Source organism: Niastella sp., assembly GCF_045805085.1.
Classification (GTDB): Bacteria; Bacteroidota; Bacteroidia; order Chitinophagales; family Chitinophagaceae; genus Niastella.
On record NZ_JBJMLX010000304.1, the window covers coordinates 1 to 14,413 of the forward strand.

Annotated in this window: 13 protein-coding genes and 2 pseudogenes; 6 read left to right on the top strand and 9 right to left on the bottom strand. The window is 43.3% G+C overall.

What is annotated here, in order from left to right:
• Window positions 1-854 (bottom strand): annotated as a pseudogene (locus tag ACJ751_RS15555) (excinuclease ABC subunit UvrA); the annotation flags it as partial.
• Window positions 855-1,064: 210 nt separating this feature from the next.
• On the opposite strand from ACJ751_RS15555, the gene ACJ751_RS15560 reads away from it, so the two are divergent.
• Window positions 1,065-1,490 carry a VOC family protein gene (locus ACJ751_RS15560; protein WP_407746421.1) on the top strand — a complete coding sequence of 142 codons (426 nt, stop codon included), beginning with the start codon at window positions 1,065-1,067 and terminating at the stop codon, window positions 1,488-1,490.
• A 38-nt stretch (window positions 1,491-1,528) separates the two neighbouring features.
• Here the strand turns inward: ACJ751_RS15560 and ACJ751_RS15565 are convergent, their stop codons facing one another.
• A complete protein-coding gene (locus tag ACJ751_RS15565; protein WP_407746422.1) occupies window positions 1,529-2,899 on the bottom strand; it encodes a S41 family peptidase in 1,371 nt (456 codons plus the stop codon).
• 65 nt (window positions 2,900-2,964) lie between these two features.
• Entirely contained in the window at window positions 2,965-3,747 is a 783-nt protein-coding gene (locus ACJ751_RS15570; RefSeq protein ID WP_407746423.1) for a prolyl oligopeptidase family serine peptidase, read from the bottom strand.
• A gap of 203 nt (window positions 3,748-3,950) precedes the next feature.
• Between ACJ751_RS15570 and ACJ751_RS15575 the strand changes: the two genes are divergently transcribed.
• The 4 genes from ACJ751_RS15575 (at window position 3,951) to ACJ751_RS15590 (ending at window position 7,294) form a co-directional block, all read left to right on the top strand.
• Window positions 3,951-4,565 carry a DUF4230 domain-containing protein gene (locus tag ACJ751_RS15575; protein WP_407746424.1) on the top strand — a complete coding sequence of 205 codons (615 nt, stop codon included), beginning with the start codon at window positions 3,951-3,953 and terminating at the stop codon, window positions 4,563-4,565.
• Between the two features lie 182 nt (window positions 4,566-4,747).
• A complete protein-coding gene (locus tag ACJ751_RS15580; protein WP_407746425.1) occupies window positions 4,748-5,653 on the top strand; it encodes a helix-turn-helix domain-containing protein in 906 nt (301 codons plus the stop codon).
• 152 nt (window positions 5,654-5,805) lie between these two features.
• A complete protein-coding gene (locus ACJ751_RS15585) occupies window positions 5,806-6,819 on the top strand; it encodes an NADP-dependent oxidoreductase (RefSeq protein WP_407746426.1) in 1,014 nt (337 codons plus the stop codon).
• 34 nt (window positions 6,820-6,853) lie between these two features.
• Window positions 6,854-7,294 carry a nuclear transport factor 2 family protein gene (locus ACJ751_RS15590; protein ID WP_407746427.1) on the top strand — a complete coding sequence of 147 codons (441 nt, stop codon included), beginning with the start codon at window positions 6,854-6,856 and terminating at the stop codon, window positions 7,292-7,294.
• A 58-nt stretch (window positions 7,295-7,352) separates the two neighbouring features.
• Here ACJ751_RS15590 and ACJ751_RS15595 read toward each other — a convergent pair whose 3' ends face one another.
• On the bottom strand, window positions 7,353-8,396 hold the full coding sequence (locus ACJ751_RS15595; protein WP_407746428.1) for a HupE/UreJ family protein: 1,044 nt from the start codon (window positions 8,394-8,396) through the stop codon (window positions 7,353-7,355).
• 169 nt (window positions 8,397-8,565) lie between these two features.
• Window positions 8,566-9,669 (bottom strand): DUF3500 domain-containing protein, encoded by a 1,104-nt coding sequence (locus tag ACJ751_RS15600; protein WP_407746429.1) that lies wholly within the window; start codon window positions 9,667-9,669, stop codon window positions 8,566-8,568.
• Between the two features lie 210 nt (window positions 9,670-9,879).
• On the opposite strand from ACJ751_RS15600, the gene ACJ751_RS15605 reads away from it, so the two are divergent.
• Complete coding sequence (locus ACJ751_RS15605; RefSeq protein ID WP_407746430.1) at window positions 9,880-10,557, top strand: Type 1 glutamine amidotransferase-like domain-containing protein; 678 nt, start codon at window positions 9,880-9,882, stop codon at window positions 10,555-10,557.
• 230 nt (window positions 10,558-10,787) lie between these two features.
• Here the strand turns inward: ACJ751_RS15605 and ACJ751_RS15610 are convergent, their stop codons facing one another.
• The 4 genes and pseudogenes from ACJ751_RS15610 to ACJ751_RS15625 all read right to left on the bottom strand — a co-directional run.
• Window positions 10,788-11,012, bottom strand: a complete 225-nt coding sequence (locus ACJ751_RS15610; RefSeq protein WP_407746431.1) for a hypothetical protein — start codon at window positions 11,010-11,012, stop codon at window positions 10,788-10,790.
• Window positions 11,013-11,019: 7 nt separating this feature from the next.
• Entirely contained in the window at window positions 11,020-11,346 is a 327-nt protein-coding gene (locus ACJ751_RS15615; RefSeq protein WP_407746432.1) for a DUF2085 domain-containing protein, read from the bottom strand.
• Between the two features lie 257 nt (window positions 11,347-11,603).
• The gene (locus ACJ751_RS15620) at window positions 11,604-13,991 is read right to left on the bottom strand and encodes an outer membrane beta-barrel protein (RefSeq protein ID WP_407746433.1); all 2,388 of its coding nucleotides are present in this window, start codon (window positions 13,989-13,991) and stop codon (window positions 11,604-11,606) included.
• 162 nt (window positions 13,992-14,153) lie between these two features.
• A pseudogene (locus ACJ751_RS15625) lies at window positions 14,154-14,413 on the bottom strand (short-chain dehydrogenase); the annotation flags it as partial.

The window sequence follows — 14,413 nt, forward strand, 5'->3', positions numbered from 1 at the left end:
GAAGCACAATCGGCAATATTTTTATCCTCAATTTTGCAGGATAGGATCTGGTCATTTAATCGTTTACCATAACAGCACGGACAAACTTCAGCCGTTATGATCTTTTGTAGATCTCTCTTTCTCAGATTGTGCTCTTTAGAATCTTTCTTCAAAATATCGCTTTCCATTCGTGGAATTATGCCTTTATAAAGCATTGTTTTTCCCCACTTATTAGTGGGGTTTTTGGGTTTATGCTCGTTGGCATATAACAACAAATTCCATTCTTCTTCTGTATAATCCTTAAGTTTTTTATCATTGTCAAAATAGCCGGCGTGTACATATCTTATCCATCGGTAACCACCCGGTTGAAAAGTTGGAAATAAGATAGCGCCTTCATTTAAGGATTTATTTTTGTCTATCAGGGAATCAATATTTATTTTTTGCGTATAGCCAAGGCCTTCGCATACAGGACACATTCCTTGTGGATGATTAAAGGAAAATACATTTGAATAACCAACAAAGGGCCTTCCCATTCTGGAAAATAATAACCGCAACGAGGCATAGATATCTGTTGCCGTTCCCACGGTTGAGCGGGCATTGCCGCCCAAGCGCTTTTGATTGATGATAACAGGAACGTTCAGATGCTCAATTTTATCTACATCTGCAACCCCCAAATGCGTTAAGCGATTCCTCACAAAACTGTTCTGTGTTTCGTTGATCTGGCGTTGTGCTTCGGCGCCAATGGTTTCAAAAACAAGGGATGATTTTCCTGAACCGGAAACGCCGGTAAAGACGGTTATTTGGTTCTTTGGAATTTCTAAAGTTATATTTTTTAAATTATTCTGCCTGGCTCCAACAATCTTAATCGTTTTCATTTTACACCCTTGCAAGATAAATGCCAGCACCAGGCACTTACAAACCAAATACGGTATATTAAACGTTTAGCGCATGCGTAATTGCTGAATTTCCAATAAATTTCTAGGACTGGTTCGATTCAATTAAGGCACATTTGCCCCCTCAAATAGTCGTTTTATCCCCCGACGAGTTTAGTGACGGCGGCTTACATTTGGAGAAACCACTCTTTTATGGCATTTATCAATCCTTATATTCACTTTAACGGAAATGCTGAAGAAGCATTTACATTTTACAGATCAGTATTTGGCGGAGAGTTCGCAAAAATTATGCGTTACAAAGACTTGTCAAGCCCAGAATATCCAGTAGCTGAAAATGATGCAAACAGACTTATGCATATTGCCTTGCCAATCGGTAAAAGTAATGTGTTAATGGGGAGTGACGTTTTAGAAATTATGGGACAAGTAACGGAAAACGACAACAGAAATACTATATCAATTACTGCAGAAAGTCGTGAAGAAGCGGACAAATTATTTAATGGACTTGCTGAAGGAGGGAAAATAGAAATGCCCATTACTGACGGTCCTTTTGGTTCCTATTTTGGAATGTTTGCAGACAAATATGGCATTCAATGGATGGTGGCCTTTGATGCAAAATAAAACGAGGCTACTGGTGGCTGATATATGAGTTAATCGACCTACTGTTTCTGATTTTGCCCAACAATTACCAGCGCACGGTCTAGCTGGCTATCGGTATGGTTGATAAAATCAAATATCGTTTGGTAAATAGGGTATTCCGGCAAAATACTGTTGCCTTTATTGGCATTTTTCTTAACAGCCGATGTATATTTTACCAAAGGTATTCTGCAGCTAAGCTGGCTATTGGGCAGGGTGATGAATAATTCGTTGCCGGATGTATTGCCATAGTATCCCCCGCCAGCTTCCTCTCCCAAAAACAACGCTCTTTTGTTGCTTCTGGCTATCGCTGAAAATTCTGCACTGGCTGAAAAGCTATGGCCGTCTGCCAGGATATAAACCTTGCCTGCAAAGCTGTTTTGTTTGGGTTGCTGCCATTTTAAATTTGGATGGTTGTCATCGGGTGCAAATTTACCGCTGACAGTTTCCTGGCTTGCATAGTACATAAAAGGTTGTTGAGTAAGGTATGCGTACAGCAACGCTCCATTGCCGTCATTGCCTCCCTGATTGCCCCGGATATCGATCAGCAGTTTTGTAACGTTTTTATTGCGGATGTCAGTAAAAGCTGAGTCTAAAAAGCGGTTGAAATTTTCACCGGTTTGCTGTAAAAAATCATCCAGAAAGGTTTTAATCCCAAGTACTGCAATATTACCCGGCTTATAAGTTAACTGCAGGTATTTCTCAGGTCGTTTAAAAGGCGCCGGACAATTTATATTTTGAAATACGTCGGGTTGTAATGTGGCTTTTTTAAGCGCTCCATTTTCATTTTTGTAGGTAATGTTGAATTTATCAACCGCTTCATGCAACAGCGGATAAAAGAAAGGGAAATTTTCGTTTAATTCCCAGTTTTTACGTGATTGTATGTCCGCGTCTGACGGAATGTAAGCAAATGAGCGCTGTACGATCTGTTGTATAGGCTGGTTGTTGATCGATGTCAGCTCAGCACCGGCCAGGGAAATATTTTGATTGCAGCAATAGATAAAGGCACGGTTATGTATAAACATAACCATAGCCGGAAATAGTTTGGTATTGTTTATATAATCTTTCATGACTTGTTTGGCCATCCTGCTATTGCTATGTCCATCTTCCATAGCGGCAATGGCAAAATTGATAAGCATAAAAAATTGTGGTACGGTCATATTGTCCTGTATGGAGTTGTAGCAGCTATCGAATATATGGCTGATAATCGTGCTGCTTTTATACCTGTATATGCCAGGATGAATTTTTTGTAAGGTATCACGAAGCAACAGGAAATCTGCTTTTAATGCGGCAACGGAAATCTTCTGAGGCAGATAAACAGTGTTTTGAGCAAAACAATTTGTTGTCAAAACATATACGCATAGAAAAGCAACTGTTTTTTTTATCAGGTACATATGCTTTTTATTACCGCTTTTATGCAGAGGATTACAATAAAAATAAATGAGAATATTTTACAGTCTTACTTATGCTGCCGGAAAAGCCATTCAATCATAAGCGGGTCCGTATAAGCGCCGAGCCAGGAAAAGTGACCTACTTCTGGCAGCATGGTAAAGCCCGGTCGCGCGCCACCTTTCCATAGTGCCTGCAACATATTGAGTGAAAATTCCGGGTTAACAGCAGGGTCTTCTGATCCTGTAAAAATCCAGATGGGCAATTTTACGAGAGACGACGCCTTTGCCGGGTCGCCACCACCACAAACGGGCACTGCTGCGGCGAAAAGATCAGGCTCGCGCTCAATAGCATCAAAGGTTCCGAAACCGCCCATTGAAAGTCCGGTAATATAGATGCGGGAAGTGTCAATTTGCCCTTCGGCCTTAAACTTTTTAATCAGGGCCAATAAAAGCGTCATTGTTTTAGTAGGACTGGGAGAAAGTGGCGCAGTGATGGCAGACCGATCGCGGCCCGGGTCTGCCCAGCTTGTGTTTGCAGGGCATTGTGGCGTGATAATGACTGCAGGATATTTCAGTAGATTTTGTTCGGTTGCAAAATTCATCACACCCCATTTCAGCTGTGCGGCATTATCAGAACCACGTTCGCCGGATCCATGGAGAAAGATCAGCAGCGGATAATGCCGCCTGGGGTTAGCATCGGGATTTAGCTGGCGATAAAAAAGAGTATCTCCCTTTCCGTTGGTATAGAATTGCGGACTGAAATTATTGTTTACCTGAGCTTTTATGTCGATTGCAGAAAGGATAGCAACTATTGCGACCACAATATGTGGTACAGCTCTTCGTGTTAACATATGATTTTTTATTTTTTCCTGTTTGATGCCTGGCAGGTACGGTGGGGAACTGAAGATAATGAAAAATGATGAATGTTGATCCTGCTATAAACAGGTCTTCCTGTTTCAATAATTTGATCATAATTTGCCGATTTTTGTAAGTGGAGGCAACAACCTTTAAGGAATTGTCGATTAAGAACGGAAACAACTAAAAAATTCATTCTATGAAGAAACTGATCATCTGGCTCGTATTGGTATTGACTATTGTACTGGTGTTTTGGCTGGGCCAACGCTCCGGCGCGCGGATAGTTAATGAGAAAACGCTTGCTAACAGCCTGATCGTTCGCGAAATTGCGGAGCTCGCCAGTCTGGAAGTACAGGGAACGGCCACCATTAAAAGAAGCAACCTCACGAACGATGGTGGCTGGGAAGATAACATGCGTAAAATGTTTGCGGAAAATACGATATGGGTAACCGTACCTTACACCGCCAAGTTTGGGGTGAATGTTAACGAACAGAACTTTAAAGTGGCGGTGGGTGAAAAAGAAGTCCTGGTGTCTTTACCTGCCACGCAACTCCTGAGCTATGAGCTGCGCCTTGACCAGATGGAAACGGCCAACAAGAAAGGCTGGTTCATGTTCTCCGACGATGAAACGTATATCGATGTACAAAAAAAGCTGTACACCACCTCCCGCCAGGAAGTTGAAAAGAACAGTACCTATCGCGAGCAAAGCAAAGACAGGATCCGCAAGATCATTGCGCAATATTACGCTCCATTTAACCTGACTGTAAAAATTAAGTTTGGGGATGAAGCGCCCCAGATAGTACCCCTCAATTAACAGTTAAAGGACTTATAGAGGCAAGGAACGATTAAGATCAAAGAGTGATAGCCAGAAAAGGGCATAAGCAGCGATTCTGACTACATTTTTAACAGGTAAGGCTAACTTTTCATGGCTGCCTTTACTGACCTTTGTACTACGAAAAACGACATCGTAGTATTAATCTTAATTTTGCCTAAGTTATGAAACCTATATCACCGCCCAGCGTTTATAAAAATATCTCTCAGTTAATGCGGGATATGAATATGCCTGAGCCAGTGCATCCTTTGATAGCATTGGTGAACTATGATATAAATCGACTCAACCCCGCTATCAGCGGGCGTAAGTTGCTGATTAACTTTTATAAGGTCTCTTTTAAGAAGGATTTTAGAGGCCAGATAAAATATGGACAGGGCTATTATGACTTTGAGGGAGGTGGCCTGGCGTTTTTAGCGCCTAATCAACTGGTAACAACGTCGGGCGAGGAGAGCTGCAATGACGGTTATGTACTTTACTTTCATCCTGACTTTATACGGAATTATCAGTTGGGAAAGAACATTCATCAGTATGGTTTCTTCTCTTATGCGGTAAGCGAAGCGTTATTCCTTTCAGACAAAGAGAAAAAAGTAATTGCAGCTTTATTTGAAAATATTGCTGCCGAGTTAGAAAATAATATCGATGCATTTAGTCAGGATGTGCTGGTTTCCCAGATCGAATTGTTGCTTAATTACAGCAACCGTTTTTACAACCGGCAATTCCTTACCCGAAAGGCTATTAATGATGACATAGTAAATGAAATGGATACTTATCTGACAGGTCGTTTTGCTGACCAGCAGGACGGAATCCCAACAGTGCTTGAAGTGGCTAAGCATCTTAACGTTTCACCAAGATATTTGACAGATATGCTCAAGTCATTAACCGGACAAAGTGCACAGCAGCATATCCATGACCGTTTAATAGAAAGAGCTAAAGAGATCTTAAGCACTACCCGGCTCAATATTTCAGAAGTTGCCTACCAACTGGGTTTTGAGCATCCGCAGTCTTTTAATAAGCTATTTAAGCGTCATACCAATCTTTCACCAAACGTTTTTAGAAAGTCCTTTAATTGACCGCTGAAGCGGAAGGTTCACCTATAATTAGTTTTCGGCGAAATTAAAGTAGCGCTACTGTAGTAGCCTGCTATAGATCTGCCTGCCTGCCACCCAATCTTTTTCTGCTATCATAATGAATTCCTGACTTAACAGGATAAAACTACAATAAAATGAAAAAACCTGAAATGATGAAGGCGATCCGGCTGCACGAGTTCGGAGGCCCTGAGGTATTACGTTATGAGGATGCGCCGCTTCCGGCGCTGAAGCCCGGAGAGGTGCTCATTCGCGTTCATGCAATTGGCATCAATCCTCCTGATTGGTATTTGCGTGACGGATATAAAATGCTTCCGCCTGAGTGGAGGCCGTCAATGCCCTTCCCTATCATTCCCGGATCGGATGTATCCGGGGTGGTAGAAGCCGTTGCTATTGATGTGCAGGACTTTTCCGTCGGTGATGAGGTTTTCGGGATGATCCGGTTTCCAAGCTTTGGGGAGAGCGCTGCTTATGCGGAATATGTAACTGCGCCTGCATCGGACCTGGCGCGCAAGCCTGTTGGCATCGATCACGTGTATGCTGCTGGGGTGCCAATGGCGGGTCTCACCGCCTGGCAGTTCCTGATAGAACTGGGACATAATGTACAGAACCCGCTTCAACCGGACATGCATCGCCCGGTGCCCATCAATGGCAAAAGGGTACTCGTTAATGGTGCAGCGGGTGGCGTTGGGCACTTCGCAGTGCAACTGGCAAAATGGAGGGGTGCGCAGGTTATTGCAGTGGCATCGGGCAAGCATGAGTCGTTCCTGCATGAGCTTGGCGCCGATGAATTCATTGATTACACAAAGCGTCCTCCTGAGGATGTGGCGCGTGAAGTTGATCTCGTTCTCGATACCCTTGGCGGCTCTACAACCGGTCGTTTTTTGCGCACGCTCAGGCAGGGCGGCGCTTTATTCCCGGTGTTCCTGGGCTTCTCCGACGCGGAAGAGGCTGCACAGCAAGGGGTCACCGTCTCGATGACCCAGGTGCGTTCGAACGGCCTGCAATTGGCAGAATTGGGACGCTTGCTCGATGCCGGAACAATTCGTGTGGCAATCGACAGCACCTTCCCGCTTGCTGATGCCCAAACGGCGCACGAACGAGCCGCCCATGGGCATATACAGGGGAAAATCGTTCTCACGGTCGCGTGAGCTCCATAATTACAATTTCAACAAAGGCACAAACATGAATAGTAAAGAAATGGCAGATAAGGCTGCCCTCAAAGAACTGATTGATAGGGTTTCCATGTTGGCTGATAAGAAAGAGGTGCACGCCCAGGTGCAGTTATTCGCTGAAAATGCAACGTCGGAAACTTTTGCGGGAGGCACTTTAATTCTGGGGTTGAAAGGCCGGAAAGCCATGGAAACAGCTTTTGTGGATTTTCTTAAAAACTTTAATACTGTTTACCATTTTAATGGGCAGCAGCAGGTTACTATAAATGGCGATAACGCTACCGGTATCTCTTACTGTATGATCACATTGATCGGGATGGAGAACGGTAAAAAAATGAAAACCACCATCGGGGCTGTTTACCAGGATGAGTATGTTTATGAGAATAACCGTTGGCTGATCGCTAAAAGAACAGGTAATTTTGAATGGCAGGAAAAACAGGAAGTGGTTCAATAAATAATAGTCAATAACCCCATACCGGTTAAGCCGGGATGGGGTTTGTTTTTTTGTATGGTCATATCCGTTGAATGATCCATACTATTGCGGCCAGTGAAGCAAATATGGCGCCCGTAATACGAACAGGTGTATAGATCGTTTTTTTACTTAAAATAATCAACCAGGGCACTGTAATGGCAACTACAAAAAGCTGCATTAATTCTATGCCCATATTAAAACCAAAAATGCTTAGTGCTGTTGACCCTGCATCTAGGTGAAGATTGGTTAGAATAGAAGCAAATGCCAGTCCATGAACAAGACCAAATCCTGCCGCAATAAACATTTCTTTCCCCGGAAACAATGGACGCAGTGCATGAACTGCTGAAACCAGGATTGAAAAGGCAATCAATATTTCAATTGGTTGCGTTGGCAGTTTTACCCAGCCAATTGCTCCCAGCAATAAGGTTACAGAATGCCCGATAGTAAAGGCTGTAACAATTTTGAGCAGCCCGAATAGGCTGTTACGTGTTCCGCCAAAGCCATCCCATTTACCTTTATTTACCCGTAAGGTGGCAGGCAGTAATAAAACCAATAGAAACATAAGATGATCGGTTCCTTCGGAAATATGATGCATGCCCAGTTTGACCATACTGACAAATCCGGTCCACCAATTCCCTTTTTGTAAATTCACCTGCATGGGGGGAATTATATTGTTCTGAAGGTCCCAGGTTATTGCCTGCACTTCCTCCTTATTTTGTTCCATGCCTCCATTTTCCCAGTCACTACGAACTGATACCAACGCAGCATGATTAATGACCTGGTGCATAATTACATCGTAATCCAGATAGAAATTACGGGTGTCATCACCGGTTTGCGGTAGCAGGTTTACCCATGCAGTCACTTCCTGGTAAGAAATATTGCTGTCCGGATATTTTCCATGCGACAGCGACAGCTTTTCTATTGTAATTCCCCACGGCCGGCTTTTTTGATTATAGGCATGGATATGCGCCAGCAGGTATTCACGGAGTTGAGGTTCCCATCGTTCAAGCAGCTTTTCGGGTTCTTTCGAAAGGCCAGGCTTGAAAGCTAATTCCAGCTCCGGTATCGGTATTTGAACTTCCATCATTACCTTTTTAGGACTTACATCCAAAAAAATAAGTGTGTTAGGGCTGGGATGTGCTGCCAATTGATCTGGCAGCCAAAACAGAAAAGGGAGAAACAATAGCCGCCAAATGCTCCGTGAGCGGCTATTGTTTAAAAGAGGAATATGCATCAGGTTTTTCTTATTGCTGTTATAAACCGATATAATCACGATTGTGATCCCACATTACAGTATGGTAGTGGATCTGATTGGAGATCACTACTCCATTTTGGCAAACAAACTCAATCCAGACACTCGGCCCGTCGATACGTACGTAATCGGTATTTGTTGTGAAAAATGAACTGGCACTACCTGAAGTGCCACTTGAATTTGCAGCATAGCATACATAGGTATTGGCTAGCTCATTTTGATAAGTGGTTAAATAGCTTGCAGCCGTTGTGGGATCTACATCATTCACCCAGGCAGCAATGGCTGTCATTACTTTTGTTTGAGCGGCCGAACTCAGACTGCTGACTTTTATGCCTTGTTTAGTTGATGGGAATGTATTGGTCGTTGATCCGGGTACCATTAAGCAATCTGAAAATGTGCCTGATATTTTCGCAGAAGACAATTCCGAAGACGTACATGTAGAAAGCATATCACGCATAGCGGCCAATTCTGTAGCCATAGGGCTTGTATACGTTGTGCCATTTACCGTGAAAGAACCATTGGGTTCAACTGCTTCATGCAATGGCGTAATACTTGTAACCACACTATTATTATAGGTAATATTTTGAGCATAGTGATGGCCGCCAAATTGCAACATCCATTTACCTGTTGTGCCTGGGGTGCCTAAAAAAGCAATTACATAGTTACCTGAGCTATACCCTGAATTAGACAAACCAAGATAGTCATCGGCCGCACGAATTGTTTGAAATTCTTCATATCCTTCATTGGAAACAGTGCCTGATGCTGCCTGAATAAGCGCTAATGCTGCCGCCTTTTGTGCATCGGTTAGGGCGCTAAAAAGAATACCATTCCTGCAGGAAAGCCCGCAGGGCAGATTAGACCAACGCTTGGCATTGGCAAGCGTTAATGCTATCACTACTTGTGATTGCTGTGCGGATGACAGGGTGGATAGAAAGTTATTTGCCAGGCACACAATTTTAGCTACGCCACTTAAAGACGAACAGTCGGTGGAGGCGTATGTTGAGGTTGACGAATCTGAATCGCTCTTCTTTTTGCAGGAAATAGTTGTTGCTATTAACGATGCGGATACAATTGAGATCAATAACACCATTTGTTTTCTTTTCATACCATTGTTTTAAGTTGGGTAAATTTTGGCGCATAAGTAGCAACGATAAACAGGATTGAAATACTTTTACTATTAAAGGCTCAATAGAGATATTTACTAAGTAAAAGGTAGGTGAGATTTTCTGGGTGTTGAAAGTTGTGTCGACAGGAAGAAAAATTGTGTCGGTGAATGGCTTTAAATCGTTATTATTATGATGCAAAAGAAAGAATTATGAAGCTTCTTCTCACTTCCGCCGGCATCAGCAACACAAGCATCCACAACGCGTTGGTTGACCTCCTGGGAAAACCAGTTGCAGCGGCGAGCGCCCTGTTTGTTCCTACCGCGATATATGGCCTGCCCAATGGTGGGGACATAGCGCGAAGAGTGATCTGTGGGTCTTTAGGTGATCCCTTCTGCGAATTGGGTTGGAAATCGTTAGGATTGTTCGAGCTTACTGCATTGCTCAGCATCAAACGGGAAGTTTGGGTGCCCATACTCCAGGAGACTGACGCTTTGCTGGTTGGTGGCGGTGATTGTCAATTTCTAACGTACTGGATGCAGCGGTCCGGACTGGCAGACCTTCTTCCATCGCTATTGAACAAGACAATCTACGTGGGCCTGAGCGCAGGGAGTATGATTATGACCCGCTATGGAACCACCTTCGGTAACCATACGCTTCCCCCTGAAACCGATAGATCGCTGGGGCTTTTTGATTTTGCCATACATCCGCATCTGGACCATGAGATGTTTCCAAAGAATTCCCTCGCCAACCTGGAAAAACTGGCTACCACAATACCCGTGCCCTCCTATTTGATAGACGATCAAACTGCTATTAAAATATCTGACGGCGCCGTTGAAGTTGTATCTGAAGGACATTGGAAGCTGTTACAGACCGATAAAAATAAATGAGTGATGTTGGAATTATTATCCCTTCAACATCACTGACAGCTTATGTGCAGTCTCAAGGATGTAAACTCCTTCCTTTATCATTCGTTACGTGTGGCAAATGAAAAGCGATCCTTTTATAGATATTTGCAATTTATTTTTAAAACAAAAATAGCTTCATCATTGGGTACAAACCCACGATGAAGCTATTATTGATATTTGCCAGGGCTATTACTTACAGAAATTGTATGATTTTAGTGGCCTCTTGCCGCCATTGTAAGCACTCTGATTACAATGCCTACACCAAGACCTGCCAGGGCAGCATAACAAGCTGTATTTGCCTTTGCCGGGCTTTTGCTTTTATTGACAAAAAACAAAATTGCACCAACAATGGGAAAACAGAAAGAAACGATTGTAAGGGGAAGACCCAGTTTTTCTTCTTGTGGTTCTTCAAGGAATGATTGTTCTTGTTGTTCCATTTTTTCTTTATTTTAAGATTAGGTTGCCGATAGAAGTTCCGATATTAACAACGATTGCCATTCCGCCTATGCCTGCTAAAACACCTGTTGTTACCCGGATAAAATTGTTGCTTTCCCGATGCATAAATGCCTGCGTTAAGCCGTCTATTAAAGTGGGTAACATTAATAAGCAACCTTGTAAATAACTCAGCGTGACCAGGTCAAAATTGAATACCGGGAAACTAAGATACCCCATGTATATTCCTGTACATCTTGCACAAACCGGAAACTGTTTCCCTTTCCAAAAGAAGGACCGTTCTGGTTTTCTATGACAGGTAACAAATTGAAGGTTCATTTGCAATATTGATTATATACATTTAAAACGTTGGCGTTTCCATTTTCAATGGGAATGTAAAAAGGGATACAATGAGGAACTCTATAAAATATAATCTATGTAGTGTAGGTGTAAGGTTATGGTAACCTTTACAGGCAAGGGTATTCATGGTCGGGGTTTAGGGCTTTTGGTTACCTTGTAACGAAGGGTATGCACGCTTTATTGTTGGCGGTTAATATTTAATCGTTTATATGACATTAAACCTGACGGCCAGCCATTTAGTTCAACCTGCTTTTCTCTTCGGCATTGCTGTTGCCCCGTTGTTTGGTGCTGAATTTTTTCCCTGCGCTGAAATTGTACACCAGCGAAAGCGTCATCGTACGGGTTTGAGCCTTTTGACTGATGGTAATGATGGATGCATTATAATAGCTGGTAGCGGTAAAGTTATTGGTGTAAAAAATGTCGCTGACTGCTGCTTTGGCGGTAAGCTTATTGTTCCATAGTTTCTTTTGCAGGCCAATGTCAACACTCGCCATACGGCCGGTAATGATATTGGCCTGTACTACATTCGGTGTGTAAAAAGCGTTCAGATTTACTCCGATGTCGTGGGGCAGACTGATCTCCTGTTCGGTTTGCAGTACAAACGATACTTTTTTGAGGTTGAATTCCGGTCCTTTAGATTGCGTGTAGGTCAGCAGCAGATTGTTGCTGGTATTCCACCAGCTTGCGATGGTAACAGGTATGGCAAAGGTACCGGTGTATACGGTATTGCTGCCGGTGTTCTTGCGCAGGATCGTCATCTGTTTCTGGTCGGGACTGCTTTCGACGAGCTGGTTGATCACATCTTTTGTTTGCGCATAGCTTATTCCGAAATAGTATTGTTTTTTCAAGGTATATCCCAACTCTATGGAGTGGGTGAATTGCGGATTCAAAAACGGGTTACCGGTTTGTACGCTGTAATTATCAATAAAGTATTTGTAAGGGTTTAGTTCAAAGTAAGAAGGTCGTTTAATTCGTTTGTTGTAGGAAAGGTTCAGTGAATGCTGCTTCTTCTTATCCAGGTCTTTTGTTATAAATGCCGAAGGGAACAAGTTGAAGTAATGACGGTTGATGGTTGTATCCTGCGACCCGGTTAATTCACCGGAAATATCACTCTGTTCACCGCGAAGTCCCAGTTTGTATTCCACGCCGGCAGCGCCGCCACTGATATTTGTAAATCCGGCGATTATTTTTTCGCTGTACTGGTAGTTAAATCCGGGAACGGCATTGTTGTTCCACACGCCGTTTTTGTATACTTCGTAAGCGTTTTTGTTGTTAATATCGGTGATGGTGGTTTTTCCGCCAACGGTTATGCTTAAACCATGTTTTAATACTTTATTGAATTTGGCATCGGCGGTGAAGATGCGGGCGATACTGGGATATAGAAAATTGAAAGCCGTATCTGTCAAAAGGTTGTTGCGATCTGCTGTTTGACTATATGTGCCACTGCTGCTTTTGCGGTCGTTATGGGTATAGTCTGCAATAAGGGTGAATTTAGAACCCAACGAGTCGGTAGTAGCGCTATAATTCAATCCTATATTGGAGAAATTGGTTTTGCTATAGGTGGGGAATATACCCGTTGAAAAAGTATTTTTAAGGTTAGATGGATAAATGATGTCGGTAAGGGAACGGGTGCTGTCGCGGTTCCAGCCAAACTGGCCTGTATAATCAATAGCCAGGTATTGTTTGGGGCTAATGTCGTAAGTGGCGCCAAGCTTCACCGTATTGGAATTCCATACAGTGGATGAAAAAGACGTGGAGTGATACAGGCCACCATCGGTGAAAGTTCTGTCCTGGGTAATTTCTTCGAACTCTTTATGCCAGTCATAAGTATAGCCAGCACTGAAACCAATTTTATTTTTCCGGTAGTTCAGGCTCAGGTAAGGCAGATAGCCAGGATATTTTCCCAGTCCTGTGTAGTAATCAGCACCCGCATAACCGCTCAGGCCACTGGTGCTGTTCTTTTTCATAACTATATTGATGATGCCGCCGCTGCCTGCTGCATCATACTCTGCAGGGGGATGCGCAATGATCTCGATAGATCTTATATCGCTTGATTTTAAGTTCGTGAGATAGTTTTTCAGATCATCGCCCTGCAGGTTAAGCATCCTGCCATTCACCATTACGCGCGTGCCCCATACGCCATTGATAGAGATGTTACCGTTATTGACAAATACACCTGGCGCCAGGCGAAACAGATCGAGCGATGATTTGCCGGTAGCAATGGCATTGTCCTGCACATTCATCACCACCCGGTCTATTCTTCGGGTAATGAATGATCTTTTGGCTGTTACTGTTACGGTGTTTAGATCATTGCTGGTGGTGTTGAGTATAAGCGTGACCGGTTCCGATGTGGTGTTTACCTGTATGGATTGCTGCAATGCTGCGTAAGCCGCATGGGTTACCCTGATGGTATAAGTACCGGCGTTTTCAAGCTGTAATAAGAACGAGCCGTTTTCGTCGGCAATTTTGCCAGCTATGGTAGTTGTGTCTTTTAATATAACAACCGAGGCAAAGGGTACGGGCTGTCCGCTTTTAGTCACTATCTTTCCCGTAACAGTTATTGATTGGGCATTTGCCAGAAGGGTAATAAACAGCCAGGTCAAACAAATGACAAAATGCTTCATGCAAGAATGTTGTAATGGTTAACGACCGCTAAAATAATTCTTTTAACTTGCCGGGCTGCTTATTCCTCCTTCCGATTAGTATCCGCGCAGATTTGACGATAGCTGTGCTATTTTAGGCCATAAGCGTGCAAAATCTGCCTGCTCGTGTAAACGAAAAACTGATTAAGAATTGATAATATCGAACAATGCATCCCGTTGTGCCACCAGGCCTTCGGCCAAGCCTATACCTTTTTCATACTGGTCCTGCCCGATCACAAGAAGCACCTGTTCAACAAATTCTTTCACATCCATAGCATTATCAACCGGATCATGATGGTTATCCAGCCTGCCCAGGTTTGTTTTAACAGCCGGTGGAATGATCTCAAATACTTTGACTGAAGTATTTTTTAATTGATGACGCAGCGACATGGTGAAAGAGTGCA

What these genes read in the sequence shown, in the direction of transcription:
- ACJ751_RS15560 (WP_407746421.1), top strand. Translation starts at nt 1,065, where the DNA reads ATGGCATTTATCAATCCTTATATTCACTTTAACGGAAATGCTGAAGAA.
- ACJ751_RS15565 (WP_407746422.1), bottom strand. Translation starts at nt 2,899, where the DNA reads ATGTACCTGATAAAAAAAACAGTTGCTTTTCTATGCGTATATGTTTTG.
- ACJ751_RS15570 (WP_407746423.1), bottom strand. Translation starts at nt 3,747, where the DNA reads ATGTTAACACGAAGAGCTGTACCACATATTGTGGTCGCAATAGTTGCT.
- ACJ751_RS15575 (WP_407746424.1), top strand. Translation starts at nt 3,951, where the DNA reads ATGAAGAAACTGATCATCTGGCTCGTATTGGTATTGACTATTGTACTG.
- ACJ751_RS15580 (WP_407746425.1), top strand. Translation starts at nt 4,748, where the DNA reads ATGAAACCTATATCACCGCCCAGCGTTTATAAAAATATCTCTCAGTTA.
- ACJ751_RS15585 (WP_407746426.1), top strand. Translation starts at nt 5,806, where the DNA reads ATGAAAAAACCTGAAATGATGAAGGCGATCCGGCTGCACGAGTTCGGA.
- ACJ751_RS15590 (WP_407746427.1), top strand. Translation starts at nt 6,854, where the DNA reads ATGAATAGTAAAGAAATGGCAGATAAGGCTGCCCTCAAAGAACTGATT.
- ACJ751_RS15595 (WP_407746428.1), bottom strand. Translation starts at nt 8,396, where the DNA reads ATGGAAGTTCAAATACCGATACCGGAGCTGGAATTAGCTTTCAAGCCT.
- ACJ751_RS15600 (WP_407746429.1), bottom strand. Translation starts at nt 9,669, where the DNA reads ATGAAAAGAAAACAAATGGTGTTATTGATCTCAATTGTATCCGCATCG.
- ACJ751_RS15605 (WP_407746430.1), top strand. Translation starts at nt 9,880, where the DNA reads ATGAAGCTTCTTCTCACTTCCGCCGGCATCAGCAACACAAGCATCCAC.
- ACJ751_RS15610 (WP_407746431.1), bottom strand. Translation starts at nt 11,012, where the DNA reads ATGGAACAACAAGAACAATCATTCCTTGAAGAACCACAAGAAGAAAAA.
- ACJ751_RS15615 (WP_407746432.1), bottom strand. Translation starts at nt 11,346, where the DNA reads ATGAACCTTCAATTTGTTACCTGTCATAGAAAACCAGAACGGTCCTTC.
- ACJ751_RS15620 (WP_407746433.1), bottom strand. Translation starts at nt 13,991, where the DNA reads ATGAAGCATTTTGTCATTTGTTTGACCTGGCTGTTTATTACCCTTCTG.